General features: G+C 46.1%; 17 protein-coding genes and 2 pseudogenes. 12 read left to right on the top strand and 7 right to left on the bottom strand.

Translation table 11 applies throughout. The features are described from left to right. Nucleotides 1–829 precede the first annotated feature (829 nt). The 3 genes from SOHN41_RS14220 to SOHN41_RS14210 are packed head-to-tail and all read left to right on the top strand — an operon-like array spanning nucleotide 830 to nucleotide 4,052. Complete coding sequence (locus SOHN41_RS14220; protein ID WP_007650220.1) at nucleotides 830–1,093, top strand: OadG family transporter subunit; 264 nt, start codon at nucleotides 830–832, stop codon at nucleotides 1,091–1,093. 11 nt (nucleotides 1,094–1,104) lie between these two features. Continuing rightward, complete coding sequence (oadA, locus tag SOHN41_RS14215; protein ID WP_037459211.1) at nucleotides 1,105–2,913, top strand: sodium-extruding oxaloacetate decarboxylase subunit alpha; 1,809 nt, start codon at nucleotides 1,105–1,107, stop codon at nucleotides 2,911–2,913. Nucleotides 2,914–2,921: 8 nt separating this feature from the next. Continuing rightward, nucleotides 2,922–4,052 carry a sodium ion-translocating decarboxylase subunit beta gene (locus tag SOHN41_RS14210; RefSeq protein ID WP_007650218.1) on the top strand — a complete coding sequence of 377 codons (1,131 nt, stop codon included), beginning with the start codon at nucleotides 2,922–2,924 and terminating at the stop codon, nucleotides 4,050–4,052. Nucleotides 4,053–4,432: 380 nt separating this feature from the next. Here SOHN41_RS14210 and SOHN41_RS14200 read toward each other — a convergent pair whose 3' ends face one another. Beyond that, complete coding sequence (locus SOHN41_RS14200) at nucleotides 4,433–5,689, bottom strand: dicarboxylate/amino acid:cation symporter (RefSeq protein ID WP_007650216.1); 1,257 nt, start codon at nucleotides 5,687–5,689, stop codon at nucleotides 4,433–4,435. A 274-nt stretch (nucleotides 5,690–5,963) separates the two neighbouring features. On the opposite strand from SOHN41_RS14200, the gene SOHN41_RS14195 reads away from it, so the two are divergent. The 5 genes and pseudogenes from SOHN41_RS14195 to SOHN41_RS14175 all read left to right on the top strand — a co-directional run bounded on the left by SOHN41_RS14195 (nucleotide 5,964) and on the right by SOHN41_RS14175 (nucleotide 12,416). Beyond that, the gene (locus tag SOHN41_RS14195) at nucleotides 5,964–6,389 is read left to right on the top strand and encodes a YqaA family protein (protein WP_037459208.1); all 426 of its coding nucleotides are present in this window, start codon (nucleotides 5,964–5,966) and stop codon (nucleotides 6,387–6,389) included. A 147-nt stretch (nucleotides 6,390–6,536) separates the two neighbouring features. Beyond that, nucleotides 6,537–9,389: a M16 family metallopeptidase gene (locus tag SOHN41_RS14190; protein ID WP_037459206.1), complete on the top strand. Its 2,853-nt coding sequence runs from the start codon at nucleotides 6,537–6,539 to the stop codon at nucleotides 9,387–9,389. 175 nt (nucleotides 9,390–9,564) lie between these two features. Further along, a pseudogene (gshA, locus tag SOHN41_RS14185) lies at nucleotides 9,565–11,215 on the top strand (glutamate--cysteine ligase). Between the two features lie 17 nt (nucleotides 11,216–11,232). Further along, nucleotides 11,233–11,676: a hypothetical protein gene (locus SOHN41_RS14180; RefSeq protein WP_007650211.1), complete on the top strand. Its 444-nt coding sequence runs from the start codon at nucleotides 11,233–11,235 to the stop codon at nucleotides 11,674–11,676. Nucleotides 11,677–11,798: 122 nt separating this feature from the next. Beyond that, on the top strand, nucleotides 11,799–12,416 hold the full coding sequence (locus tag SOHN41_RS14175) for a hypothetical protein (RefSeq protein ID WP_007650209.1): 618 nt from the start codon (nucleotides 11,799–11,801) through the stop codon (nucleotides 12,414–12,416). A 47-nt stretch (nucleotides 12,417–12,463) separates the two neighbouring features. On the opposite strand, the pseudogene SOHN41_RS14170 reads toward SOHN41_RS14175, so the two are convergent. The 4 genes and pseudogenes from SOHN41_RS14170 to dauA form a co-directional block, all read right to left on the bottom strand. Then, a pseudogene (locus SOHN41_RS14170) lies at nucleotides 12,464–13,712 on the bottom strand (diguanylate cyclase domain-containing protein). A gap of 163 nt (nucleotides 13,713–13,875) precedes the next feature. Then, nucleotides 13,876–14,979 (bottom strand): 5-(carboxyamino)imidazole ribonucleotide synthase, encoded by a 1,104-nt coding sequence (gene purK, locus SOHN41_RS14165; protein ID WP_007650203.1) that lies wholly within the window; start codon nucleotides 14,977–14,979, stop codon nucleotides 13,876–13,878. Then, entirely contained in the window at nucleotides 14,979–15,470 is a 492-nt protein-coding gene (gene purE, locus SOHN41_RS14160; protein ID WP_007650201.1) for a 5-(carboxyamino)imidazole ribonucleotide mutase, read from the bottom strand. Before purE ends, purK begins: the two co-directional genes overlap by 1 nt. Nucleotides 15,471–15,747: 277 nt before the next feature. Then, nucleotides 15,748–17,490 (bottom strand): C4-dicarboxylic acid transporter DauA, encoded by a 1,743-nt coding sequence (gene dauA, locus SOHN41_RS14155; protein ID WP_007650199.1) that lies wholly within the window; start codon nucleotides 17,488–17,490, stop codon nucleotides 15,748–15,750. A 540-nt stretch (nucleotides 17,491–18,030) separates the two neighbouring features. On the opposite strand from dauA, the gene SOHN41_RS14150 reads away from it, so the two are divergent. The 4 genes from SOHN41_RS14150 (at nucleotide 18,031) to SOHN41_RS14135 (ending at nucleotide 22,090) form a co-directional block, all read left to right on the top strand. Continuing rightward, nucleotides 18,031–19,956: a vWA domain-containing protein gene (locus SOHN41_RS14150; protein ID WP_007650197.1), complete on the top strand. Its 1,926-nt coding sequence runs from the start codon at nucleotides 18,031–18,033 to the stop codon at nucleotides 19,954–19,956. 68 nt (nucleotides 19,957–20,024) lie between these two features. After that, nucleotides 20,025–20,630: a sigma-70 family RNA polymerase sigma factor gene (locus SOHN41_RS14145; RefSeq protein ID WP_007650195.1), complete on the top strand. Its 606-nt coding sequence runs from the start codon at nucleotides 20,025–20,027 to the stop codon at nucleotides 20,628–20,630. Further along, entirely contained in the window at nucleotides 20,623–21,390 is a 768-nt protein-coding gene (locus tag SOHN41_RS14140) for a hypothetical protein (protein ID WP_007650193.1), read from the top strand. The genes SOHN41_RS14145 and SOHN41_RS14140 overlap by 8 nt, the downstream gene beginning before the upstream one ends. Nucleotides 21,391–21,553: 163 nt before the next feature. Beyond that, nucleotides 21,554–22,090, top strand: coding sequence for a hemerythrin domain-containing protein (locus SOHN41_RS14135; RefSeq protein ID WP_007650192.1), 537 nt, complete (start codon nucleotides 21,554–21,556; stop codon nucleotides 22,088–22,090). 82 nt (nucleotides 22,091–22,172) lie between these two features. On the opposite strand, the gene SOHN41_RS14130 is transcribed toward SOHN41_RS14135, so the two are convergent. After that, a complete protein-coding gene (locus tag SOHN41_RS14130; RefSeq protein ID WP_007650190.1) occupies nucleotides 22,173–22,358 on the bottom strand; it encodes a DUF3545 family protein in 186 nt (61 codons plus the stop codon). Between the two features lie 212 nt (nucleotides 22,359–22,570). Further along, nucleotides 22,571–24,208, bottom strand: a complete 1,638-nt coding sequence (pgi, locus tag SOHN41_RS14125; RefSeq protein ID WP_007650186.1) for a glucose-6-phosphate isomerase — start codon at nucleotides 24,206–24,208, stop codon at nucleotides 22,571–22,573. Nucleotides 24,209–24,217: the final 9 nt, after the last annotated feature.

Below are 24,217 nucleotides of genomic sequence, written 5' to 3'. Positions count from 1 at the left end.
TCATCGCCAAGCGCCTAATAAGCTCTGAAAAGAGCAGTGACGAAGCCAGCTGAATAAGCTGGTTTTTTTGCATCTGTATTTAGGACTTTATAACATCCCGCTCTATAGCCCCATTTATCCCTATTCTCATCAAAATTTAGTCATCACGGTCCAATCATTTAAGCATGTTTTTATTAAGCGCTTTGTATCGCTGATAGAGTCATTCCATGTATGGCTGCAAACCCCACTATAGCTTCATCCCTAGAAACACTTGCTCCATTCTGACGGCGCTGAGAAATCATCGCCTGATGTTGGCTGAGCTTCTGTTTTACCCGCTGCCGAATAGTCTAGGTCAATGATATGGGCATACTCGAATTGTTGTTTTAGACCTCTTTCTATTGTTGTCACCTAAGTTGGAATACAGAGACGCCATTTTGCATAAATTATCAATGTGCAGTTTGCTGGCAATTGTTTCATTCCTGAGCAAAGGAGTGATGTTTTCATTTAGATTATATCTGGGCTAGGTTCATTGTTTACTGCTTTAAGCTGATGAATATACATTTAAAAGAGTAATTAATGTGAAATCATCAATGGTACTCAATAAATTCACTAATGTTGGTAAGACCAATTTACATTATTGTGGTGTTGTTTGCCTCAATTAGGTATGTTTAATAGCGGTAAATGTGAGGGTGTACTTCACCTGTTGTGAATGAATAATCTTTAAATGTGATTTTGTATGCTTTGGTGTTTGTGGGCTCAGCGGAAAGTGAGTTTCTTAGTTCAGCGTTGGAAACCAAAGCCATCAAAATTTTTATGAGTAATGTATTCATTAGTAAGGAGTTGTAGGGATATGGGGGAGTTAACTGGGCAGCTAATCGATGCCGTTGGCATTATGGTTTTGGGGATGGGGTTGGTGTACTTGTTTTTAAGTGTACTTATTTTGGGCGTCCATGTGGTCGCAAAATGGTGTGCAACTGAGGCGGTGAATAGCAAAATTGCAGTTAATCCACCGCGTGGAGCATCAGAATCGACTGCGAATGCTAGCACTTTAGATCCCAAAGTGGTGGCTGCAATTACCTTAGCCGTTCAGCAATTTCGTTCGCACGCAAAATAATGGGGAGCAGTATGAATTCAGTATGTTCAGCAGTGGCACCAAAGCCATTAGTATTAACCGATGTCGTTTTACGTGACGCGCATCAGTCGATCTTAGCTACCCGTTTAAGAATCGACGACATGTTACCCATAGCACCATTGCTCGATCAGATCGGTTTCTGGTCGCTGGAGTCTTGGGGTGGTGCGACTTTTGATGCCTGTATTCGTTATCTTGGCGAAGATCCCTGGGACAGAATTCGTGAGCTGAAGAAGGCCATGCCAAATACACCACAGCAAATGTTGCTGCGGGGCCAAAATTTATTGGGTTATCGCCACTATGCTGATGATCTAGTGTGGCGTTTTGTCGAACGTGCCCATACCAATGGCGTCGATGTTTTCCGCATTTTTGATGCGATGAATGATGTAAGAAATCTTGAGACTGCCGTTAAAGCGGTGCGTCAAGTGGGCGGCCATGCCCAGGGAACGATTTCCTATACTACGAGCCCTGTCCATACGATTGATACTTGGGTGGATATGGCGAAACGCCTCGAGGATATGGGGTGTGACTCTTTGTGTATCAAAGATATGGCGGGATTGCTTAAGCCAATGGAAGCTTTTGAGCTTATCAGCCGACTAAAATCCCAGACGCAACTTGTGCTGTCAATGCATTGTCATGCAACGACTGGGCTGAGTACTGCCACTTATCAGAAAGCGATTGAAGCGGGCGTTGATGTGCTCGATACGGCAATTTCCTCTATGAGCCAAACCTATGGTCATACGGCAACAGAAACCGTTATTGCCATGGTAGAAGATACTGAGCGCGCAACGGGTTACGATATGGTGCTGCTTGAGGAGATTGCCGCTTATTTCCGTGAAGTGCGCAAGAAGTACGCTAAATTTGAAGGTGCCCTAAAAGGCATCGATTCGCGTATCTTACGAGCACAAGTGCCTGGTGGCATGCTGACCAATATGGAGAGCCAACTTAAGGAACAAGGTGCGGCCGATAAGATGGACTTAGTCTTGGAGGAAATTCCCCGTGTTCGTGCCGATTTGGGATTCTTGCCCTTAGTTACGCCTACATCACAGATTGTCGGATCGCAGGCGGTCATTAATGTGTTGATGGGCGAGCGTTATAAGTCACTGACCAAAGAGACTGAAGGTGTGCTCAAGGGCGAATATGGTGCAACGCCTGCGCCAGTCGATTCCCAATTACAAGCGAGAGTACTCCAAGGAGCCGAAGCCATTACGTGTCGCCCTGCGGATCTATTAATGCCGGAGCTGGTTAAGTTAAGATTAGAGTTGACCCAAAAAGCGCAGGAACAAGGCATTCTCCTATCATCAGAGCATGACGATGATGTGCTGACCTATGCGCTCTTCCCGCAGATAGGGCTACAGTTCTTAAAAAATCGTAATAATCCAAGTGCTTTTGAACCAAAACCCGAAGTCTTGTCCTCTGCACCAACACTGACCAATGGTAGTGAAATCTATACGGTGAAAGTTGAAGGACAAGAATATGTGGTTGAAGTGACGGCTGGCGGTGAAATAAGCCAGATCCAGCCGCAGGGCCAAGCTGCCACGCCTATCCAACCTTCTAATACCACTAGGCCAGCGGCAAGCCACGGTGAGATCACTCTTGAAATGAGTGCACCTTTATCGGGGAATATCTTCAAAGTGCATGTTTCTCCTGGCGATCGAGTCCGAGAAGGGGATGTTGTGATTATCTTAGAAGCCATGAAAATGGAAACTGAAATTCGTGCTCAGGGCGATGGCATTATCGCTAAGCTCTGGGTGAAAGAAGGTGACTCTGTTTCTGTGGGTTCTCAATTACTGGCCTTGGCGTAGGAGTCATTATGGAAGGTTTAATGGCTTTTTGGGCTGAAACAGGGATTGCTCACTTTACGGGCGGGCAAGTGCTGATGATGGCAGTGGGCGCTTTGCTTTTGTATCTCGCCATCGTGCGTGGGTTTGAGCCTTTGTTGTTGCTACCAATTGGTTTTGGCGCAGTGCTGGCAAATATTCCCCATGCGGGATTTACCGAAGAAGGTGGCATGCTGTATTACGCCTATCACGTGGGGATTGAGACTGGGGTGTTCCCGTTGTTGATCTTTATGGGCGTAGGTGCGTTGACTGACTTTAGTGCTTTGATTGCGAATCCTAAAACCCTGTTGTTAGGGGCGGCGGCGCAGTTTGGCATTTTTGCGACACTGATTGGCGCGATAGCGCTTAACTTAGTCCCTGGCTTTGAGTTCACCATGAAAGATGCGGCGGCGATTGCCATTATTGGTGGCGCCGATGGGCCTACGGCGATATTCCTCGCTTCAAAGTTGGCTCCTGAACTATTGGGGGCGATTGCGGTTGCGGCCTATTCCTACATGGCCTTAGTCCCTATTATTCAACCGCCGATCATGCGTTTACTGACCACCCAAGCTGAGCGTGAAATTAAAATGGAGCAGCTACGTGAGGTCAGTAAGAAGGAAAAGATTATTTTCCCTTTGATGGTGCTGGGGCTAACGATTCTATTCTTACCTGCGGCGACGCCTTTAGTGGGCATGTTTTGCCTTGGTAACTTGATGCGTGAATCTGGCGTGGTGGATAGATTATCAAAAACGGCGCAAAACGAGCTTATTAATATCGTGACTATATTTTTAGGTTTAGCTGTGGGATCTAAACTTTCCGCCGAGCAATTTTTGCGTGTCGAAACTTTAGGCATTTTAATTTTAGGGGCCTTAGCATTTAGTATTGGCACTGCCGCAGGTGTGTTAATGGCAAAACTGATGTGTAAGTTGTCGGGGGGAAAAGTAAATCCATTGATCGGTGCCGCTGGTGTGTCGGCGGTGCCTATGGCGGCGCGAGTCGTAAACAAAGTGGGATTGGAAGCGAATCAGCATAACTTCCTGTTGATGCACGCCATGGGGCCGAATGTGGCTGGAGTATTAGGCTCGGCGGTTGCGGCAGGGATATTACTCGCCGTGCTTGGCTAACGGCAGCGGCTTAACTAACAGCCTACTCAGGACGAGTAGGCTTTTTTATGCGGTCAGCCACAGTAATAGCATCAATAGTAAAATCAAAGTCCCACAGATGGCGATAATATAAATGAATCCGCGTTTGCCCTGGGCGAGGGGAAGTCCATTGGCTTTTAAAAACAGTGTCCATAGCAAACACAGTATCAACGGGATTAAAAAGAGTTTAGTCATAATGGCTCAACTTTTTTGTTTAGCATCATAGCAGTCTGGTATCAATGAGTTTAACAGTTTGATCTTATTGGTGGTAATCGATTTTGATTTTATAGGTATCCCACGGGTTATTGGTTGTTATTTCCCCATAAAAAAGACCGCCGTAGCGGTCTTTCGATATTCAATTGTTACTGAGCACTGGCTGGCGCCGTCTCTTGTGTGTCATTCGAGTAAAACTGCGCTTCATCGAGCTCATTTTCTGATTTGCCGATCACTACTGCGGTCATCATATCGCCCGTCACATTGGTTGCAGTACGGATCATATCGATAATACGGTCAATCGCGGCAATAAAGGCAATGCCTTCAAGTGGTAAACCAATCACACCTAAGGTGACAGTCAGCATCACCATTGCACTGCCTGGGACCCCTGCGGTTCCCACTGATGCAACAGTGGCTGTGACGGCAATCATCACATAATCCAAGGTATCGAGGGGAATATTATAAATCTGGGCGATAAAGATAGCGGCTATCGCGGGGTAAATTCCACCACAACCATCCATATTCATGGTGGCGCCTAATGGCATCACAAAGGCACTATAGCGCTTTGATACTCCCATCGTTTCAACGGCACGAGTGCTCGCGGGTAATGTGCCAAAACTTGAGGAAGTACTAAAAGCTACCAATTGTGCAGGCATAGCTTTACGGAAAAACTGCACTGGGCTTAAGCCTGCGGCAAATTTAACTAAGCCCCCGTAGATAAAAATCATGTGGATGAGCGCCGCAATATAGATAGCGGCGATAAATTTACCTAGGGGTAAGAGGGTCGATAAACCATATGCGCCGACAACCCAAGCCATTAAGCCAAATACACCGATAGGGGTTAGCTTTAACACCATGCGAGTCAGTTGGAACATGACTTCAGCACCGGCTTCTATGGTGCGCTTCAGTGGTTCGGCTTTCTCACCCACTTTATTGATAGCGATTCCAACTAAAGCGGCAAACACAATAATCTGCAGTACCTTACCTTCAGCTAAAGAAGCGAAAGGGTTCACTGGGATCATATCGAGTAAAACCTGTGCAAAGCCAGGAATGTTTCGCTCGCGCACTTCGGTTGCTGTTAGCTCCATAGTGCCGCCCATATCGATCATCGAGCCCACGGCTAAACCTATCAATGAAGCGATGGTGCCCGTTAGCATAAATAGTCCTAAGGTCTTTAAACTCAGGCGCTTCAAGCTGATCTGCGAACCTAGGGAGGTAATACTTACAGCAATGGCACAGAATACCAAAGGTGCAACCAACATCTTGATAGCACTGATAAATAAGTCACCTAAGGGTTTCAGTACGGTCGCTGTTTCTCCTAAAATGACGCCAACAAGCGCCCCTAAAATAAAACCTGCGAGGACTTTTTGCCAAAAAGGAATGCGACTAATAGTTTGAAGGTTCATGCGTTTTCTCAAAAAATAATATTAAGTACAAGTCCATAGACCCGAGATGCTAGGATGTGCCTTCCATTGAAGTCAGCGAACTCGTCTGGTAAAGGAGATGTTTTCCATTAAATGCATTGTATAGATAGAAGTGGGGTTATAACAAACCGATTTTCTTATAACTTATTGTGATAAATGGGGTTGTTTCAAAAAGGTTGCGAGTTACATTTGCTTAACCATGCTATTTGGGCAATGCATTTCTACACTGCAGTATGTTTTCACTGGGTCATCACTTATGTCCGAATTAAGTCTCATGTTTTCTGGTGCGTTTTTAGCGGCAACTTTATTACCGGGGGGATCTGAGGTTTTGCTTATTGCGCTTTTAAATCAAGCGCCTGAAACTTGGTTTTCCCTAGTGGTGGTGGCGACGATTGGTAACACACTCGGTGCGATGACGAGTTTCTACTTGGGGCGATTAGGACGCTTTGCCAAGTCGCCTGAGGAGTTGAGTGGAACAAAGTATGCCAAAGGGTTAAGTTTGATAGATCGTTATGGCGTCTGGGCGCTATTGCTTTCATGGGCGCCTGTGATTGGGGATATATTATGTCTGCTGGCAGGGTGGTTAAAGTTGCCCCTATCAGCATCATTTTTGATGATACTCGTAGGAAAAACAATACGTTACCTACTCATTGTTGCGGCCGTTATGCACTGGTTTACGTAAGTGTTAGTACAATAGTTCGGTCCCATTTAACGGTTGTCATAGGGATAAATTCTTGTATTAATAGGAACTTAGTTGCTGTGGTTAAGTCATAGTAACTCGAGTCTTCAAAAACATTGTTTATAGATTTAGCTGTTTTCTGAACAATTGATGTGTAAGGGGAATATTTTGAAAAAATGGATATTAGCACTAGCGATTTCTACCGCTTTAGCCGGTTGTGCATCCGATACCACGACTACGAGCTTACCCGCTGGTGTTAGCCTCGTTGAAAATGTACAACTTGCTGATCTACACGTTGGTATTCCCTATAAAAAATATCAATTAGCCAATGGTTTGACCGTTATTCTGCATCAGGATAACTCAGATCCTCTAGTGCATGTGGATGTCACTTACCATGTAGGATCTGCCCGTGAACTCGCGGGGCGCTCAGGTTTTGCCCATTTATTTGAGCATATGATGTTCCAAGGTTCAGAACATGTTGCCGATGAGCAACATTTTGAGGTCGTGACCGAAGCGGGCGGCACGCTTAACGGTTCAACCAACACGGATAGAACCAACTATTTTGAGACAGTGCCGAGCAACCAGCTCGAAAAAATGCTTTGGCTCGAGTCAGACCGAATGGGCTTTTTATTGCCGGCGCTGACCAGTGAAAAGTTTGAAGTGCAGCGCAAGACAGTGAAAAATGAGCGCGCACAACGCATTGATAATCAACCCTATGGCCGAATGAGTGAGCGGTTTAACCAAGCTTTTTATCCCGTTGGACACCCTTACTCTTGGCCTGTTATCGGCTGGCCGGAGGATCTTAATCGGGCTACAGTGGATGATGTGAAACACTTTTTCCAACGCTGGTATGGACCGAACAATGCCACATTGACCATAGGCGGTGATTTCGACGAAATGCAAACCCTAGCATGGGTGAACAAATATTTTGGCGAAATACCCCGTGGCCCCGAGGCTTTACCCGAGCCCAAAGCCGTAATTCATCTGGATAAGACCCGTTATATCTCGATGGAGGATAAGGTGCATTTGCCACTTATCCGTATTGGTTTTCCGACAGTGTATGCCAGTCATCCCGATGAAGCTGCACTCGACCTCCTTGCGAATATTTTAGGGGGTGGAAAAACCTCCTTGCTGTATAAAAACTTGGTTAAAGATGGCTATGCAGTGCAAGCCAATGTGAGCCAACCCTGTCAAGAATTAGCCTGTCAGATGTTGATTTACGCACTGGCAAACCCTGAAAAGGGTGCTAACTTGGCGGATCTTGAGCAGAGGATCCTCGACTCTATTAATGAATTTGAGCAACGCGGTGTCACCGATGAAGATCTGCAAAAAGTGAAGGTGCAATTTGAAGCCGATAGCATTTTTGCCTTACAAAGCGTGAAAGGTAAAGTGACGACACTAGCCTTGAATCAAACCATGTTTGGCGATCCTAATAAGATTGCCGCCGATCTTGCACGCTATGCCAATGTAACTAAAGACGATGTGATGCGTGTCTTTAATCAGTATATAAAAGATAAACCTCGGCTAGTCATGAGCGTGGTGCCAGAGGGGATGACGGCACTCGTCGCCCATCCCGATAACGTTACGCCACAAACCTTGCCTGTTGCACAAACCGCTGTCGAAGGCGAGTTGCCAACGGCAAAAATCATCTCCCATGTTGACCGTTCAATCATGCCAAAATCGGGGGCGGCGCCTATGTTAAAAGCCCCTAAAATTTGGACGACTAAGCTAGCGAATGGCATTGAGGTCATGGGGACACAGAGTTTGGAAACGCCGACCGTGGAATTGGTGGTTTATCTTAACGGTGGACATAGATTGGTGCCCGTTGAAAAGGCGGGGCTTGCGAGCTTAACCGCAGAGATGCTGAATGAGTCGACTCAAAAGCGCTCGACTGAGCAATTATCGCAGGCGCTCGAGATGTTAGGCAGTACGGTGGACTTTAGTGCATCCGAAACCCAAAGCACGATTAAGGTCTCGGCACTCACCGAGCATTTGGATAACACCTTAGCCATATTAGAAGAAAAGCTATTTCAGCCTGCCTTCAACGAGGCTGATTTTGCTCGCGTGAAGCAGCAACAGTTGCAGCAAATTCAACATATGCAGTCGGATCCTGGCTATGTCGCCGACTCTGCGCTGTATAGCTTGCTCTATGGCAAGAATAACGCCCTCGGGGTGAGTGATGCTGGGACCTTAGATTCTGTTGCCGCCTTAACCCTTGAGGACGTGAAAGCCTTTTACGCAGAGCAATATCGTGGTGCTAATGCAAAAATCATCACAGTTGCGGATCTCTCTGAGGCGGCCCTGCTACCTAAATTAGCTGGGTTAAGCCAATGGCAAGGTCAAGCCACAGTGCTGCCTCCTTTAAAGCCATTTCCGTTATTGAAGGGAGGCACGATTTATCTGATTGATAAACCAGGGGCGGCGCAATCGGTGATCAATATCGCTAAGCGTGCTCTGCCCTATGATGCCACCGGGAATTATTTTAAAGTCTCACTGATGAATTACCCTTTAGGTGGTGCTTTTAACAGTCGTATCAATCTGAATTTACGTGAGAATAAAGGTTACACCTATGGTGCTCGAACTCATTTTTCTGGTGGCGCCGAAGTAGGGGATTTTATGGCATCGAGCGATGTACGTACCGATGTCACGGCTAAGGCCTTAAGCGAATTTGTGAAGGAGATCAGTGCCTATCAGCAAGAAGGGATGACGGACGCTGAACTTGCCTTTATGCGCAATTCTGTTTCCCAAGGTCAGGCTCTCGATTATGAGACTCCCTATCAAAAAGCGGGGTTTATGCGAATGATCCAGCGTTATCAGCTAAGCCAAGATTTTACCGAGAAGCAGGATAAGATCATCAATACTGTAACAAAAGATGAACTCAATGTCCTTGCGGCTTCCGAGCTAGATATCAAGCAAATGATTATCTTAGTGGTGGGGGATAAGGCTAAAATTGAAGCGGATTTAGCAACATTGGGCTATCCAATTGAAACTTTAGTGTTGTAAATTGGTATTTCGCCCTTATATAGATGATGGACGAGGGCGTTAGTTAACGACCATTCGTCATAAATTGACATCGAAAGACGGTGACAGCATTAGCTGTCACCGTCTGCGTTTTGCCATAAAAGAATGTAATTTGGCTTGCCCCATACACAGGTTTAGATTTATTTTGAGGCGTATTTTGAAAGATAAGCCTCAAAATAAAGGTCTGACTGTTAACCATGTCGCGATAGCGAATCACCAATCAGAGAAGCGCAAAATTGAAGCCATTCAATGAATTAGTACAATATCTCTCGGACGCTCATGGGCGCACCGCACTCTTAGGTATGTTACGTGGCATAGAGCGTGAGGCTTTACGGATCGATGGGTCTGGTTTCCTTGCTATGGATACGCATCCCCGCGAATTGGGATCAGCGTTAATGCATTCGCGCATTACTACAGATTATAGTGAAGCGTTACTCGAATTTATTACACCAGTGAATAATCAGGTTGAGGCACTCTTACAGGGGTTGACCGAAACCCATGCCTTTAGCCTCCGCCATTTAAATGGCCAGCGTTTGTGGCCAGTGAGTATGCCCTGCTATGTAAAAGATGAGCACAATATTCCCGTTGCCCGCTATGGCTCATCGAACACTGGCAAAATGAAAACTTTATATCGCAAGGGGTTAACCTATCGTTATGGTGCCCTAATGCAGATTATTTCAGGGGTACACTTTAACTTTTCGGTATCGCAGGCGCTGTGGCAGCGTCTCTATGAACTCAGTGATAAGAGCCTGACATTTGATGCTTTTATCTCTGAATCTTATTTTGGACTGATCCGCAATTACCGCCGTCTAGTCTGGGTATTGCCGTACCTCTTTGGTGCTTCACCTGCCCTGTGTAGCTCTTTTATTAAGGGGCAGAAAACCGATCTGCAGTTTGAAAAGTCAGGCCAAGGCACCTTGTATTTACCCTATGCGACCTCTCTGCGAATGAGTGATTTAGGCTACACCAACAAAGAGCAGGAAGATCTCAACATCAGCTACAACTCTTTACCTGAGTATTTAGCGGGCGTAAATGCGGCCATTAGAATGCCATCGGCAAATTTTGCCAATATAGGGGTTAAGGTTGACGGGGAGTATCGACAGCTTAATGCCAATGTCTTGCAGATCGAAAACGAGTTTTACTCGCCCATCCGTGCTAAGCGCGTGACTCGAAGTGGTGAAAAGCCCTCAGAAGCGCTCGCCCGTGGGGGAGTTGAGTATATTGAAGTACGGGCATTAGATGTTAATCCCTTTAGCCCCATCGGCATTGAAGCGAGCCAAGTTCGTTTCCTCGATTTATTCCTACTCTACTGTTTATTAACCGAATCACCTAAGTCGGATCCCGACGAAGAAGCGCGCCTGAGTGCGAATCTTAAATCGGTTGTGCTTGAAGGACGTAAACCTGGCCTTGAGTTATTAACCTCGACAGGGGCTTTGCCATTGAAGACTTGGCTTGCAACCTTGTTCGATGAGTTACAACCCCTTGCTAAGTTGTTAGATGGTGAAGGAACCGACTATCAAGCCGCCTTAGCCCATTGGCACCGCGCCGTGGATGACCCTAATCTGACCCTATCTGGGCAAGTGAGTCAGCATTTAATTGCTAAGGGAGAAGACCATGGACATTGGGTTATGACACTTTCTCAGCAATATTATCAGTACTTTATCGATTATCCGCTCTCTGACGAGACCATTGCCCAGTATCAAGCCGAAGCAAAAAGTTCATTGGAGAAACAGGCGATATTGGAGGACGAGCAAAGTGCCGTCTCCTTTGATGATTATCTCGATGACTATTTTGGAGTGAGGGCGTGATAGTCCGAGGAATAAATATGCCACGATTGGGACTGGTGGCGGGGTTGTTCGGTGTCAGCACCTTATTATCGGGCTGCGCAAGCTCGCCCGAAGATCCGCTCCGTTGTGGGACTGTTTCGGGCTATTTGCAGCCCGACGTCAGTACCCACTGGTATCGTGTCGTAGTGACACACTTAAATGGTCAAGCCGTTATTTCTAAACCAAATTACCAACTCGCACCAGGGGATTATGAGTTTACAGTGGCAGAACTCATCGATGATCCCTCTCTGGGGGTCACACTCAGTGCCCGTGCGCCTAAAACATTTAAGCTCATTGTCGAAGGCAACCAGCGTTACCATATTGGCGCCTTGTTCCATACAGATAAGCGCTACATGGGTAAGGATTCTTCCTACTGGGAGCCCGGAGTGTGGCAACAGGAAGACCATGAATGCCAACTTGAATTGGCTCCAGAAACCAAATAGTCCTAGTGTTGCTGTGGATCGCTGTCTGTTTTACCTAGGAGTACAAAGGGGATTTTATGTTTGCCTTGTTGTGAGTGTATGCCATCATTGGGCGTCTTAATACTATGGAGAACAAGCGATTAATGAACTGGCATTATGCAATACTACTCTGTGCATCCATAGGGTTACTCTCAGGATGTGCCACATCGCCCCCAAAATCCCCCGACAATCTGTGTGATATTTTTCAAGAACACCGCTCTTGGTATGACGCAGCCAAAGATACCCGAGACAAATGGGGTGTGCCAGTGCATGTGCCACTTGCCATGATGTACCAAGAAAGCTCGTTTAAGCATAATGCGGCGCCTCCGATGGAGTATTTTTTAGGCTTTATTCCCATTGGAAGGGCGAGTGATGCCTATGGCTATGCCCAAGCCAAAACGATGACCTGGGACGATTATGTGCGTGAGACGGGTAACGGTTGGTCGAGTCGCAGTGATTTTGATGATGCCATGGATTTTATGGGCTGGTTTATTTATAAAACAAATAAGATCAATGGTGTATCAAAATGGGATGCGAGAGCACAGTATCTCAATTATCACGAAGGATGGGGGGGATATCGTCGTGGTAGTTACAAATCTAAGGCTTGGTTAGTCAAAGTGGCGGCTAAGGTTGACGACAGAGCTAAGCGTTATGCGGCCCAATATCAAAGCTGTAAAGAGGATTTAGACTCATCTTGGCTGTGGCGATTATTCTTTGGTTAGTCGCGATGGTTAGTCGCCTCAAGGGTAATCATAAGGTTTAATACGATTTATGTTTTTGCCGCAAAGGTTTCTAATGCGTGAATGGCTTTTTTCTTAGCGCGTTTTTGCTCATACATAGCATGGTCGGCTTGCTTAAAGGCGGTTGACCAGTCGCTATCAAACGGAGCTATCCCAAAGCTAAAACCTAGGCTCAATTGATCTTGATGCAACTCGATGCGGATTTCATCGAGGTCGTTTTCAAGTTGTTCCTTAGGTCCGTGGCAAAGAGCAACGAACTCATCCCCTCCAAAGCGCGAGATAATCCCCTTATTTTGCCAATAGCTCAAAATAGCGGAGGAAACTCGCTTAATGGCGGTATCACCCACTTGATGACCATAGGTATCGTTAATGGCCTTGAGGTTATCCATATCGATAATGATCAAAAAACTCCCAAGATGAGGTTTAGCTTGCCAGTGGTGCAGGGCATCCTCAAAGTTTTTGCGATTAGAGAGTCCGGTTAATGAATCGAAATTGGCGAGTTTAGTGATTTGTTGTGACTTCTGATATAGGGCAATCGCATTGCTGGCCTCGTGTGTCAGAATCGAGACTAAATTACGGTCGTAGTCACTAAAGGCTCCCACACTGCTGCTGTCGAGGTTAAGCATGCCGTAGAGTTTGCCATCGATACGAATGGGGCTTGAGAGTGTAGAACGTATTGGATGTTTGGCCGCGGTCAGTAAAATTTGTTGGGCTTCTTTCGATAATGTACTGCCGGAGTTGATATTTTTCATATCGTTAACGACCACGACCCGGTCGCACTTTCCCTTCGTTAGGCGGTATTCAAAGGATTGCTCTAAGGTAAAATTAAGTTGTTTCAACTTGGCTAGGTCGAGGCCTACTACGGATTCAAAATGCAGTTTATGGCTGATTTCGTTTACTTTAATAATGCTACCCATTTCAGCGCCATTAATAATGCAGACCGCCTTATTGAGCAGGGCATCAAGAAAGGCGTGCTCATTTTTATAATGGCTCGACAAATGGGCAAGCTCATAAATGGCGTCATTAATATTCACCACTTGCTCCAAAATGTAACCAGAGGCGACTCAGACGACCTTGATGCAGGTAGTAAATTAAGCTGTAGGCAATCACATAGATAAGGCAAACAAACAGCAGGGGCAAGATAGTCCAGCCTTCGGTGGGGGCATTAAAGACAAACAGCAAAACGAATAGCACTATTGGTACAATCAGTAACAATAAGTGGTAGCGATAATCTAAGCGGTCTATGGTTTTACGTTTAAAGTTATCCCTTAATTTCACTCGAAAGTTCCTTTATTCGTGCCCTTGCTAGCGGTAGTAAAACAAGATGCATCACTAACTCATTCACGCTGAGTATGGCTAAGTATATAACAAATATTGAAAAATAAACTGATATGAAATCTAGTTCCATTCCATATCAGCATTTATTGTAACAGAGGCTAAATTAATTATGGTGTTTGGCAAATTCCGCCAACACCCATGCAAGCGGGGCCTGATACTGGGCTGGCATCCAAGCTTGCAATGCGACAATGCTGTCCTTGAGTACAGTTTGATTAGGCACCGAAAGGTTTAAATGTCCCACCTTTCGACCTGGGCGCACTTCCTTGTCGTACCAATACAGTTCTGCATTAGGCAAACTTAACCAACGTAGGTCATTATCGATACCGATAAGGTTGACCATCACACATTGAAAGTTCACCTGCGGCTGTGGAATGGCAATGCCACACAGGGCCCTTAAATGTAGCTGGAATTGATCCATATGGGTGCCGGCTTGCGTCCAGTGGCCCGAGTTATGTACGCGAGGGGCTAATTCATTGACCAATAAACTATTGCCAACACGGAAACATTCCATCGCCATCACACCGACATAGTCTAGTTCGTGCATGATGGCGCTGAGCATTGCTTCGGCCTGGGCTTGCAGGGGCGTAAGGCGTGCCAATGGCGAAATAGAAGCCATCAAAATGCCATCTTGATGGAGATTGAGCGTCAAGGGGTAAAATATGCATTGCCCTTCGCGGGTGCGCACGCCCACTAATGACACTTCCTCATCAAAGTTAATGGCCTGTTCGGCAATGGCTAAATTGCGCCAATCCTGTGGAATATCACTGGCTTCAGCTTGTTTTAGCCAGTGTTGGCCTTTGCCATCGTAACCACCTGTGCGGCGTTTCATTAATACGCGCGCACCAAAATTTTGGTAGAGATTATCGACTTGGGTATGGTCATCGACGAGTGTCCAAGGCGCGGTAGGTACATTGATTTGGTCGAGCAAACTTTTTTGGCTGTAACGATCTGCTAGGCGACTAAATACGGGGCCGTTAATAAACTGAGGGTGGCTACTTAGTTGTAAACTCAAGCTAGATTCAGGCCACTGCTCACGCTCGGCGGTAATAATATCTTGGGGAGCGAGAGGGAGGATCTCATCCGTTGGTGTCATAATATCCACTGCACGGACATCAATTGCCAGTGGTGCACCTGCGTGGGTCAGCATGGCTCCTAATTGGCCATTACCTAACACCCACACCCTCTGCTTTGTGTTTGTCTGGGTCATTAGGCTTCCCTCGGATCGGGATTGTCCAGCACCGCACGGGTTTGTTCTTCTCTAAAGGCTTCTAAGCGTGTGGCAAGCTTGGCATCATTATTGGCTAAAATTTGGCAAGCCAGTAATCCTGCATTAAAGGCACCAGCGGTACCTATGGCTAAGGTGCCAACGGCAATTCCTTTAGGCATTTGTACGATAGATAGCAGGCTGTCCATGCCTGAAAGCGCCTTGCTCTGTACGGGTACGCCTAATACGGGTAAGCGAGTTTTCGAAGCAATCATGCCTGGTAAGTGCGCTGCTCCCCCCGCACCACCAATAATGATCTTAAAACCACGATCAGCGGCGGTGGCTGCAAACTCCATCAGTTTATCTGGCGTTCTATGGGCGGATACCACTTCAACATGATAAGGCACTTGCAGTTTATCCATGATCTCAGCGGCGGCTTCCATAGTGGGCCAATCACTCTTAGAACCCATAACAACAGCAACAAGGGCTTGCATGATAACTCCTTAACTCACTAATTTTAATTATATTTTGACCTTGTCTCAGGTCTGGGTACAGTTGATGCCCAATGCGTCAGTAATGGCGGGGAGCATCATGGCGCAGAATAATACCATGTAAAGCGCCATTTCTGGCGTTTTTTGCGCGCAAAAATAGTGTCCTAAGCACGGAATTGAGTGTTCATAAAACTAGGGCGAGTACCATCTTGTACCCGCCATTTCCCCTAAAGCTAACTGATGTAGCCGTCGGGGAAACCTGTTAAGGAAGGGACTTTGTTTAGCTTTGCAAGGTATGGGTCACTGCTGGCGCTTCGGCTAAGGCTTCACGTAGCGTGGGGTAAAACTTGAGTACACCTTCGATAGGCTGAATTTTGGCCCTTGCCAATGTACGAATGGGTTGGAATTGCAAATCGGCAACGATAAGTTTGGTGTGGTTAATTTTGCATTTCTCAATCAATTTGGTGAGTGCCGCTAAACCACCGGCATCGAGAATTGACACCCCGTCGAGGTACAGCACTATCACTTGCTTATCTTGGGTCAGGGTCGCTATTTCGGCAAAAATGCGATCGGCTGCGGCAAAGAATAGCGGCCCATTAATTTTGATCACAGCCCAATCGGCAGGTAGCTCTTGATCGACATAGCGCTTATTGCTACTGATGTCGTAAAGTTTTGTCATTTCTGCAATTTCTTTCATAAAAAGCAAAGCCGCAAGAATAATACCTACGCTGATGGCTATCACCATATCGAAAATCACAGTCAAAGAAAAACAACTCAAAAAGACTAAGATGTCGCTGGTGGGCGCTGTTTTGACTAAATGCACTGCCTTTGGCGCCTCACTCATATTCCAAGCGACCACCAGTAGCAATGCCGCCATGGCTGACATGGGTAAGTAGGCGAGCACTCCTGCTAAGGCGACTAAACCTATTAATACTACGAGTGCGTGGGTCATCGAAGCGATTGGACTCTGAGCCCTCGCTTTGACGTTGGCTGCACTACGCGCTATTGCGGCCGTGGCTGGTATGCCACCGAAAAAAGGCGTGATGATATTACCAATGCCTTGGCCGAGTAATTCACTATTGGCGCTGTGGCGTTTACCCGTCATACCATCGAGCACTACGGCGCACAGGAGGGATTCAATGGCTCCTAACATGGCAATGGCAAAGGCTGCGGGAAGTAAGGCTTGAAAGGTGGCAAGATTAAATTCGAAGGCCTGTCCATTGGCACCCGCTTGCAACCAAGGCCATTCGAAACTCGGGAGCACGGGAGGTATCCCTGTGCCAGTGGTACCGTCACTTAATTGGTAATGAAAACGTGTCCCTATGGTTTCAATATCCGCACCCATCGCATTTAGCACTAAGGCGACTATGCTGCCTAAGGCAATAGCCGGTAAATGGGCCGGAATATGAATTTTTAATCTTGGCCAGAGTAACATCGTCGCTAATGTGATCGTTGCGACTAATAGGCTAGGCAAGTGCATCGTGGGGAGCGCTTTGCCTAGGACCATCATTTTAGAGAAATATTGCTCAGGCATGTGTTCGATCTGCAGCCCGAAAAAGTCCTTAAGCTGCAAGGTTGCAATGACAATTCCAATCCCAGCGGTAAAGCCTAAGGTTACGGATTCTGGAATATATAAGATCAAGCGCCCAAGGCGCAGCATGGCCATAGCGACTAACATCATGCCTGACATCACAGTGGCAATTAATAATCCCGCTAAGCCAAATTGCTGGGCTATGGGGTAAAGCAGCACCACAAAGGCGGCGGTAGGTCCGGAGACGCTGTAGCGCGAACCGCCCGTCATGGCAATGATAAAACCACCAACAATCGCGGTATACAGACCGTATTGCGGCGCTACACCACTGGCGATGGCCAGTGCCATCGCCAGTGGAATTGCGATAATACCCACCGTGAGGCCGGCGAGAATATCTTGTCCAAAACGTTTTAAAGAGTATTTATCTTTTACACAGGCTTCGGTGAGTGCGTGGGCAATTCTTAACGAAAATAAATGAGCAGAGTGTGGCACGAGTGGGTCCATAGTGCGGGCTGTTACGAGGCTCTATTCTAAGGTTCTTGAAAAGGCGCTTGTGTGATCTTGCTTGCAAAAATAAGTTAAATGACTTTGTTTTGAATAAATAATGTGCTTGGGAGGTAAGGGGAAGGTGTCAGCTATAAAAATGTTTGCGGGATAACCCTTTTTGCACAGAGTCGCGTTTATAGGACTGTATACCCAAACAACCTGAAAATGCTGGATTCTGCGGGAATTTAACGCACTTTAGGCAATGCCATTAATTGCTCCTGCATTAATGGCATTCACGCCATCCATGGTGATTGCGGTTATTAGCAGGCCTAGCGGGCCTAGCGGGCTAAGTTAAAAATAACCAACACAGCATAAAGTGTATTAAAGCCCGCCGGGACGGATTGCCTAGGGTACTTCACTTCCGTATTGCATCAATTCAAAAGGTAGCCGATTTTGTCATTGATACGCCTTGAATTGAAGCACCCTGGGCTCTCTGAAACTCGTGTCTTCAGGTAGCTTGGGTATAAACCTATTGAGGCCTTGATAATGAAAAAACGTTACCTCCCTAAACTGCACACTATGACCGAACTTGCCAATTCCACTGTGGCTAGTAAAGGCTTTACTCGACCTAGTCACGTGAAATTGAGTCACACTCTTCTGTTCTCCAGCTTATCGCTCGCCGCCCTATTGGGATTAAGTGGCTGTACAGATAAGCCCATTGTCGATGAGAAATTACCTATACAAGCTCCTGAATTAGCAGAGCAACAAGCTCAATTGAAACAAAAACGTGAATTAGAACAGGCGTTATTACAACAGGTTGAGCAGCGCAGGGCGAAGGATTATATCCGCTCAATGGAAGTTGCAAAGATAGATGCCGCACAAAGGGTTATGCGTTTGCCCCCTCAACAGATGGCGGTGGAAGTCACGCCGAGCTTAGCAGCCCCTGTAGTTGGAAAGGTTTGGGATGCTGAGGGGCAATCTGAAGGTAACCAGTTCGCGAAGCAAGTGCAAAACGGCATTATGGTGGCGGGTGAAATTCCAGTGTCCACCTTTGCTATCGATGTGGACACAGGGAGCTATTCGGCCCTGAGGCGAATGCTAAATGAAGGTCGCTTACCGAGCAAAAACACAGTGCGTATCGAAGAAATGCTCAATTACTTTCACTACGATTATCCTTTACCGGGTAAGAATGACGCACCTTTTAGTGTCACGACTGAACTCGCACCATCGCCGTATAATGACGACACTATGCTGCTGCGGATAGGGTTAAAAGGGTATGAGGTGGCAAAGTCTGATATAGGCGCGAGTAATTTGGTCTTTTTGCTTGATGTTTCAGGTTCAATGGCCTCTACCGATAAACTGCCACTTTTACAAACTGCCATGAAAATGCTTACTCAACAGTTGAGCGGGCGAGATAGGGTTTCCATCGTCGTTTATGCGGGCGCGGCTGGCGTTGTGTTAGATGGGGCTTCAGGTAATGATGCTCAAACCTTAATCTATGCATTAGAGCAGTTACGTGCTGGCGGCTCGACTAACGGTGCAGAGGGGATCAATCTTGCCTATCAATTAGCACAAAAGTACTTTATTCACGGGGGGAACAATAGAGTCATCCTCGCGACCGATGGTGATTTTAATGTGGGGCTGACAAATTTCGATGAATTAATCAGTTTGGTTGAAAGGGAGCAAGCACGGGGAATTGGGCTCACTACCTTAGGGTTTGGAATGGGTAACTATAATGATCGGCTGATGGAACAACTCGCCGACAAGGGTAATGGTCATTACGCTTATATAGATACCGCCAATGAGGCGCGTAAAGTGCTGGTGGAACAATTGAGTTCAACTTTGCTGACCATTGCCAAGGACGTTAAAGTGCAAGTGGAATTTAACCCTGCCCTCGTTTCAGAATATCGTTTACTTGGTTATGAAAACCGAGCGCTAGCCCGTGAGGATTTTAACAATGATAGGGTCGATGCCGGGGAAATTGGGGCAGGCCATATTGTGACCGCACTCTATGAATTGCGCTATGCTGAATCGGGCAATATGGCCAATGATAAGTTACGTTATGGCTATAATTCGCAAACGGGACAGGAAAAATATAGTCGAGAAGAAATTGCTTATCTAAAGCTGCGCTATCAGTTACCCGATGCCACTGAGAGCCAATTACTGACGTATCCAATCCGAGCTGACCAAGGCGTTAAATCCCTAGAGCAGGCCAGTGACGACTTTCGGTTTGCGGCGGCGGTTGCTGGTTTTGGGCAACTACTGAATCAAAGTCACTATTTGCATCAATTTGATTATAATAAGCTTAGTGCTTTGACTCGTTCAGCCCTAGGTAATGATAGCTACGGATATCGGCATGAATTTATGCAATTGGTCGATATTGCCGCAGCGCTCACACAATCGAATCGAATACCGTTAAATAAATTCGATCCCAGTGATAAGCCTTTTCCTCCCGAGGATAAGCTTCATTAAGATGCTAGTCGCACTATCTTCATAAATGATTTGAGATCATAGGTTAAGTTAACAATAAGGGAGCTGTCATGGCACTCGCGATACCGCAACTACATGCCCATGAGCATACCGACGAACACTTAATGCAGCGCTATGCTAAGGGGGATAGCCAAGCATTCGAACAGTTATACCTTAAGCATAAGGGAGCATTGTATCGATACTTTGTGCGTCAGTTGGGGGATAAGCAGCTCGCTGAGGATTTATATCAAGAAACCTGGGGTCGGGTGATCCGCGCTGCCGTCAATTATGAAGTTAGCGCCAAATTCAGTACTTGGCTTTATCGTATCGCCCATAACCTATTGATAGACCACGTGCGGTCAGTCAAACCCGTCGATTTGGTCGGCCACGATGAGGGAGATGCGGGTCTCGATGCTTTTGCTGGTAAGGAGCAAGACAAACCCGATGTACAGTGGCAAGCGGCACAAAAGGGGTTGTTGCTTAAGGCCTGTATTGGATTATTGCCCCAAGTACAGAAAGAAGCATTTATTCTTAATATCGAAATGGGATTTACCGCCGCGGTGATCAGTGATATTGCCGGAGTCACGCTCGAAGCGACAAAAAGCCGTATTCGCTATGCCTATCAAAGTTTGAAAGATTGCGTAAATGCGAAGTGGCAGGAGGCTGGACATGAGTAATTCCACCCAACAGGCGCAAGACCGAGCGCTGCGTCAAGAAGTCTTAGCTTGGTATCATCAACAGGCGCTTGAAGCGCCATCTGAAAAGTTAGATCAAGATATTCTAAGACTATCGCAAACTCATCTTGCTGAAATGAATATCGCTAAGCTTAAACCGACAGTGGTGCCACTTTGGCAACGCTTCCCTTGGGCATTTTCGAGTGCGGCTTCCTTAGTGATAGTGGTTGGTTTGCTTGTGCTTAATCGCGCTCAGGTTGATAGGGAATTGATGACACCTAACGTGGTGATTATGAATGCGCCTACGGCATCCCCCTCGGCTGAAGCCGAGTTAAATGCTGAACAAGCAAAGAATGCCCAAATCGAACATCAAGCCAAGATGAGACAGGCCGAAGTGACAGAGTCACAGACAATGAAGGCTAAGTCACGCATGTTAGCTCAAGAACAGGCTCAATCTGCCGCGCGCAAAACAAGCCCAATGGTAGCGCCCCTAGCTTCACCGCAACTCGATTTGGCAGCGACTCCCAACGTGGATGATGTGCAAGCTAAAGCATCACCATCACTCGCCGAGTCTTTGGCGCATTTGAAGGCATTGATTGAGTCTAAACAAATTGACGAGGCATTAGCCCTAGAGCAAAAACTATTGAGTGAATATCCCGCATTGTCCGAAGCGGGAGCAAGGGATAAGAACCCCGAGGAGACAGAAACTCCCAGTGCAACATTTAAAGCACTACAACGGCAGTTGCACCAAGGGCGTCAATAGCCTTCAGTGCGGATATTTTAGGATGACACAGCGGCTTTTTACCTTGAGTTGCATTATTTACTTGATCGCTGTCATAAAGTGGACAGGATTTAGCCTGCTATATTGGAGATCGATGCACGACTTGACTAGTATCAATAGTTAGAGCCCAAGTTTAGGAGGCAATATGCTTAAAAGACTCTCGCATGATCATAAACATATAGCAGTTTTATTGAATGTCTTGAAAAACAAGCAGATGAAGTTATCTGAAGGTGAAGCGATTAATTTTATCGTGGTGCGAGACATCGTTGAGTATATGCAAGGATATGCTGAGCGTTGCCATCACCCTGTTGAAGACATCATTTATGCCTATTATCTTGCCCATAAAGCGAATGGTGCAATGGATAAACTCAGTGCGGAACATGAAGTCGTGATCCAAGTGTCGGCGGCATTAATGAATACCTTAAATTTGATCCTGAGCGACATTGTGGTTGCTCGGGAAAAGCTGATTGCTGACTTTGCCGAGTATGTCGAGTTGCAAGAACGACATATGCAAATGGAAGAGCGGGAAATATTTCCTCTCCTCGCTAAAAGTCTAACCGAGCAGGATTGGCAAGTCATAGAAAAAGAATGCCAAGACTCTTTGATCGATGATCCTCTGTTTCTCGACCGCGAACAACAGGAATTTGATGAGTTGCGCTCTTATCTAAATTCATCAGAATAAGTGTGTTGAGAGTGGCGTAAAAAAAGCGCCACTGGCGCTTTTTTTACGTTCTAGATTGTATCAATCCTGATTAAACATGCGGTTACAACTGGATCGCGTCAATATCATAGTCAAAGTTATTATCTATCTCTTGGAGTTCTTTGAGTAAACGATGCTTATCCTTTAACGCTTCGATCTCTCGCCATTTACGCTTCTTATTGGAGCCTCGCGAGCGATCGGGTCTTTCAACGACTTCATCTAGCGCACAACCATAATCTAAACGATCCATGGCAACCTCCTGTTGTTGTATGTTTTGTCAGCGATTAAATAACATATTTTTAAAACAGGGTGCAAGAATTATGTTTCATTTGTGTTAAGTTGAAATGAAGTTTGGATGATATCTCGTTGATATTAAGTGGGTGAACTTTAGGTGTTAAAGTGGATAAATTGAATATAAATAGATACAATAAAAAAGCCAGCAATTGCTGGCTTTTTGTTCAATCAGATTTTACCCTGTCGATAAAGGTTTATCAGCCCATTACTCGAAGCATCTAAGGTATGGGTATCTGCACTGGCGCCAATACGTTCTAGCACATCATTACCTAAGACCTTACCCAACTCGACTCCCCATTGATCGAAGGAGTTGATATCCCATATGGCACCTTGAACAAAAGTTCTGTGCTCATAAAGGGCAATTAGCGCACCTAAGGTTTCAGGCGTGAGTTTATCCATTAATAAAGTATTGCTGGGCTTATTTCCTTGCATCACTTTATGTTTTGCGATGAGTTGTTTCTCATCTTCGCTTATAGGGCTATTAGTTAACTCTGCTAATGCTTCTTCGAAGGTACGGCCTTGCATAAGTGCTTGAGTTTGTCCGAAGCAATTAGATGCAAGCTGATCATGGTGCTCACCAATAGGGTTGTGGCTCTGCAATGGCATAATAAAATCGGCAGGAATGAGTGCCGTGCCTTGATGCAGTAGTTGGTGGTAAGCGTGTTGACCGTTAGTACCTTCGCCCCCCCAAATAACGGGACCTGTGCTGTAATCGACATCGGTACCATTTAAGGTGACCGACTTACCGTTGCTTTCCATATCCAGTTGTTGGAAGTAAGCGGGTAGACCGCGCAGATAGTGATCGTAGGTTAATACGACATGGGACTGAGCATTAAAGAAGTTACCATACCACAGCGAGAGTAAGCCCATAATGACAGGCATATTTTCTGCTAACGGTGCATTGGCAAAGTGCTCATCCATCTGGTGTGCACCTTGGAGTAAGCCCCTAAAATTATCCATGCCGATCAACAGCGCAATAGGCAAACCAATCGCCGACCATAAAGAATAACGTCCACCTACCCAATCCCACATGGGGAAGATATTATCTGCATCGATACCAAAATCTGTGGCTTTTGCTACGTTAGATGTTACCGCGGCAAAGTGTTTTGCCACATCCGATTGTAAACCACCTTTGGCTAAAAACCATGCTTTGGCCGTTAAGGTATTGGTCAGGGTTTCTTGAGTGCCAAAGGATTTGGATGACATGATAAATAAGGTTGTTTCGGGATTGAGCAACTTCAGCTTTTCAGTGATAGAAGTCCCATCGACGTTTGCCACAAAGTGGCAATTTAACCTTTGAGTCCAGTAGGGACGAAGTGCTTGAGACACAATTTTAGGGCCAAGAAAAGAGCCACCGATACCAATGCTGACGATATCGGTAATCGCTTTGCCGGTATAACCCTTCCATTGTCCCGATGTTACTGAAGTGACAAACTCCTGCATTTTATTCAGGGTCCGTTGAACTTCAGGGACAATATCTTGACCCTCGGCTGTAATTGACTGGCTCGCGGTGCTACGAAGCGCCGTGTGTAGGACCGCACGTTTTTCTGTGGTGTTAATAATATCACCAGCAAACATCGCTTTAATTTTGGCTTCGAGCTTAGCCTCATTTGCGAGAGCGTAAAGCAGTTCTAGTGTTTGTGGGGTCGCTCTATTTTTCGAGTAATCCAGAAATAAACCGCAAGCCGATAACGACATGTTATTAAAGCGTGCCGTGTCGTTTGCAAACAACTCCCGCATATGGGGAATATTTTTGCTGTGTGCCGATAAAGCTTGCCAAGTAGTGCTTTGGGTCAAGAATGTCATCGAGTCGTC

The sequence above is a fragment of the Shewanella sp. HN-41 genome, assembly GCF_000217915.1.
In the GTDB taxonomy this organism is placed as follows: Bacteria; Pseudomonadota; Gammaproteobacteria; order Enterobacterales; family Shewanellaceae; genus Shewanella.
This window is presented reverse-complemented; position numbering and strand designations above follow the sequence as displayed.

Excerpts from the sequence above, each read along its gene's own strand:
- SOHN41_RS14220 (WP_007650220.1), top strand. The coding sequence starts at position 830 with ATGGGGGAGTTAACTGGGCAGCTAATCGATGCCGTTGGCATTATGGTT.
- oadA (WP_037459211.1), top strand. The coding sequence starts at position 1,105 with ATGAATTCAGTATGTTCAGCAGTGGCACCAAAGCCATTAGTATTAACC.
- SOHN41_RS14210 (WP_007650218.1), top strand. The coding sequence starts at position 2,922 with ATGGAAGGTTTAATGGCTTTTTGGGCTGAAACAGGGATTGCTCACTTT.
- SOHN41_RS14200 (WP_007650216.1), bottom strand. The coding sequence starts at position 5,689 with ATGAACCTTCAAACTATTAGTCGCATTCCTTTTTGGCAAAAAGTCCTC.
- SOHN41_RS14195 (WP_037459208.1), top strand. The coding sequence starts at position 5,964 with ATGTCCGAATTAAGTCTCATGTTTTCTGGTGCGTTTTTAGCGGCAACT.
- SOHN41_RS14190 (WP_037459206.1), top strand. The coding sequence starts at position 6,537 with ATGTGTAAGGGGAATATTTTGAAAAAATGGATATTAGCACTAGCGATT.
- SOHN41_RS14180 (WP_007650211.1), top strand. The coding sequence starts at position 11,233 with ATGCCACGATTGGGACTGGTGGCGGGGTTGTTCGGTGTCAGCACCTTA.
- SOHN41_RS14175 (WP_007650209.1), top strand. The coding sequence starts at position 11,799 with ATGAACTGGCATTATGCAATACTACTCTGTGCATCCATAGGGTTACTC.
- purK (WP_007650203.1), bottom strand. The coding sequence starts at position 14,979 with ATGACCCAGACAAACACAAAGCAGAGGGTGTGGGTGTTAGGTAATGGC.
- purE (WP_007650201.1), bottom strand. The coding sequence starts at position 15,470 with ATGCAAGCCCTTGTTGCTGTTGTTATGGGTTCTAAGAGTGATTGGCCC.
- SOHN41_RS14150 (WP_007650197.1), top strand. The coding sequence starts at position 18,031 with ATGAAAAAACGTTACCTCCCTAAACTGCACACTATGACCGAACTTGCC.
- SOHN41_RS14145 (WP_007650195.1), top strand. The coding sequence starts at position 20,025 with ATGGCACTCGCGATACCGCAACTACATGCCCATGAGCATACCGACGAA.
- SOHN41_RS14140 (WP_007650193.1), top strand. The coding sequence starts at position 20,623 with ATGAGTAATTCCACCCAACAGGCGCAAGACCGAGCGCTGCGTCAAGAA.
- SOHN41_RS14135 (WP_007650192.1), top strand. The coding sequence starts at position 21,554 with ATGCTTAAAAGACTCTCGCATGATCATAAACATATAGCAGTTTTATTG.
- SOHN41_RS14130 (WP_007650190.1), bottom strand. The coding sequence starts at position 22,358 with ATGGATCGTTTAGATTATGGTTGTGCGCTAGATGAAGTCGTTGAAAGA.
- pgi (WP_007650186.1), bottom strand. The coding sequence starts at position 24,208 with ATGACATTCTTGACCCAAAGCACTACTTGGCAAGCTTTATCGGCACAC.